The following is a 3,168-nucleotide window of genomic DNA, read 5'->3' as shown; positions in this document are numbered from 1 at the left end:
CTAACGCCTGCTCGCGGGACCGCCGCCCGCCGGCGGCGAAACGTCCGATGCATCTCCCGGACCGCCCAGCGAGGCATCGCTCTGATGCAAGGCATCGAACTCCTCCATCCGGAACGGCTGCTCCGCCATGCCCGAATCCCCGGAAACGGGCAAGGGCGCGCCGGATTCCCCCTTGCGGCTGCCTTGCGCCAGCAGGCTCAAGGCATGGAGCGCTGCCTTGCGGGAGGACCAGCGCTTGCCAGGCACGCCAATGGCGTTTCCATCCACTTCGATGGCGCTGAAGAAATAGTGTTTGCCATCACGCGCCAGGCACAAGGTGGCGGTGTAGGTCGCGTCATCCAGGACGCCTTGCACTTTTTCACTGGTGATAGCGAGCATAATGACTAACGTCCATATTGAATTAATAGACATTATTAATCAAAGAAAGATGTCACAGCTAGGTAAAAATCCCGTTACACATGAAATCTTTGTGCCCGCGCCCACGAGCGGGACATCGGTGTCGATCGCTACGCCGCACCCGGTGGATCGGAACAGATCAAGTTAGATAGCAAATCCCAACCGAAATACATAACATCAAACAATCGACCGAGCAGTTACGGTTTTTGCTATTAAGCCCGCTCAGGCAGGCTAGTATTCCCGGCAAGCCGGTTCCGATGAATGCGGCCTGCCGAGCAATCCGCATTCCGGCCTCCCGGCCAGACCGCCCGCCGCGACGCCTTTCCGAAAGCGCGACCGCATCTCCGAATGTGGCCTGGATGAAGACGAGCCGGTGCCAGCATCGATTCCTGATCGCATGACAAGCCGCGCACACCCCGTTGGAATACAGTGGCGCTGCTGACCCTGGCCTTCACGGAACACCCATACGCAATCGAGAGATGCACGAGATACCGCCCCACAACCACACGCCAGCGCAGCCAGTCCGCCACCGTCGCCCATCGCGCGCCTTCGTGCAGCTCGGCTTCAGCCTGCTGCGCTGGTTGCTGGGCCTGATACTGGCGGTGGCGATGCTGCTTGCCGCGGCCATCTTCGTCATCACCCAATGGAACTGGAACAGCTCCAAGCCCTGGATCGCCGAACAGGTAAGCGCCGCCACGGGCCGCAGCTTCCATATCGACGGAGACCTTTCGGCGCAATGGCATTGGCCGCAGCCGCTCGAACATGGATGGAAGCGCTGGATTCCCGGCGTCACGGTGCAGGCCGAACGCATCAGCCTGGGCAACCCTCGGGGATTCGCCATCGAGGTTGAACCGGCGCGCGGGAACGCCTCCCAGCCCGCCGTTCCAGACAAGGGTACGGCGACAAGGCGCAGCAAATCGGTTGCCATCACGAGCTCCGACTCCCCTGCCGCCGACGCCAGCCCGCCCGCCGCCGCGGAGCCAGCCGCTTCCGACAGTGGCAGCGCGTGGGGCGACGGCGAGCAAAGTGAGCGCGCCGATGCGCAAGACGCCCGCCGCCTGATTGCGCTGGCTCAACAGGCCCCCTACGTGGAGGCGCCGGACCGGGCGCCCGAAACCATGGGAACCATTGCCCGCGTCACGGCCACGCTGCGTCTGCTGCCGCTGCTCAACCGCACCGTCATGCTCGACACCGTCATGCTGACCGCGCCCGACATCGTGTTCGGCCGCAGCCGTGAAGGCATGAACAACTGGACCTTCACCGGCGCGCCGGGCACCGGCAAGGAGCCATGGAACCTGAGCATCGGCCAGCTCATCGTGCGAGGCGGCTGGCTGGGTTATTCCGACGGCGTGAAGGACCTGGCGCTGCGCGCTCGCGTGGATACGTTCTCGCCCGAGGAGACGGGCGGAGCCGAGAACCGCTACGGCGTACACATCACCATGCAGGGCCGGTACGGCAAGGCCCGCGTCGAGGGCGAAGGCCTTGCCGGACACATCCTCTCGCTGCGCCGCAAGGTCGTGAACTATCCGATCCACATCAAGGCCCGCGCCGGCAGCCTGCGCGCACAGGCCGAAGGCATCCTGGCCAATCCGCGTGAACTCTCCGGCATGGATCTGCAGGTCGAACTCGAAGGCGCGAGCATGGCCGATCTCTATGCGCTGACGGGTCTGGTCCTTCCGAGCACGCCCGCCTTCAAAACCAAGGGGCGGCTTCTGGGCAGCCTGGCGCCCGAGACCGCCGTCTGGGAATACCGCGATTTCGACGGCGTTGTCGGCTCCAGCGACCTGCATGGAAGTCTGACCTATACCTCTGCCCGGCCGCGCCCGAGCCTCGAAGGCCGCCTGCTGTCCAAGAAGCTGCGCCTGGCCGATCTGGGCCCGCTGGTCGGCGCTTCGTCCAATCAGAGCGCGCAGTTGCGCAGCAAGGGGCGTGTATTGCCCGACACCCCCTTCGAGACGGGCCGCTGGAGCGCGATGGATCTTGATATCGCGTTCACCGGCGAAAAGATCATTCGGCCCAGCAGCCTGCCGGTCGAGAACCTGAGCACGCGCGCCGTCCTCAAGGACGCGGTCCTGACGCTCGCGCCGCTGCGCTTTGGCGTGGCCAAGGGCCGCATCCAGGGCGAGGCCACGCTCGACAGCCGCCACCAGCCGCTCAAGACCCGCCTGAGCGGCAACGCCGAAGGACTTCAGCTCGCCGCCCTGTTTCCCGATGCGCAATTGATGAAAAAGAGCTTCGGCCACCTCGACGGAGGATTCTCGCTGGCAACAGAGGGCAACTCCATCGCCGCCATGCTCGGCAACAGTTCGGGCGACATCAAGCTCGTCGTGCGCGACGGCACCTTCAGCAAACAGTTGCTCGACCTGGCGGCGCTCAACCTGGGCAGCGTGATCTTCACCAAGCTGTTCGGCGACAACAAGGAAGTATTGCTGCGCTGCGCGGTCGCGGATTTCGCCGTTCGCTCCGGCGTCGCCGAGACGCGCGTGGCCAAGATGAGCACCGAAGAAGCGATTGTCGAGGCCAGCGGCACGATAGACATGAAGAATGAAAGGCTGAATCTGCGCATCAAGCCGGAATCGCTCAAATGGAAGTTCTTCTCGCTGCGCACGCCGTTGTATGTGGGCGGCACCTTCGCGCAGCCCAAGGCGGGGGTGGAGCCCGGTCCGCTGTTGCTGCGGGCCGGAGCAACGGTGGCCGCCGCCGTGGTGGCTCCGGCGGCGCTGGCGCTGGTACCCGTCACCGTTCCCGCCGCGCAGGACGACGCCAACTGCA

2 protein-coding genes are annotated in these 3,168 nt (G+C 64.6%); one reads left to right on the top strand and one right to left on the bottom strand.

The features are described 5' to 3' along the window. The gene (locus ABWP92_RS17075) at positions 1–378 is read right to left on the bottom strand and encodes a hypothetical protein (RefSeq protein ID WP_353236603.1); all 378 of its coding nucleotides are present in this window, start codon (positions 376–378) and stop codon (positions 1–3) included. A gap of 497 nt (positions 379–875) precedes the next feature. Between ABWP92_RS17075 and ABWP92_RS17070 the strand changes: the two genes are divergently transcribed. Beyond that, positions 876–3,168 (top strand): AsmA family protein (locus ABWP92_RS17070; RefSeq protein ID WP_353236602.1); only part of this gene is annotated, 2,293 nt, incomplete at its 3' end.

The organism is Diaphorobacter ruginosibacter, from assembly GCF_040396215.1.
In the GTDB taxonomy this organism is placed as follows: Bacteria; Pseudomonadota; Gammaproteobacteria; order Burkholderiales; family Burkholderiaceae_C; genus Diaphorobacter_A; species Diaphorobacter_A ruginosibacter_A.
This window is presented reverse-complemented; position numbering and strand designations above follow the sequence as displayed.

What these genes read in the sequence shown, in the direction of transcription:
- ABWP92_RS17075 (WP_353236603.1), bottom strand. Translation starts at nt 378, where the DNA reads ATGCTCGCTATCACCAGTGAAAAAGTGCAAGGCGTCCTGGATGACGCG.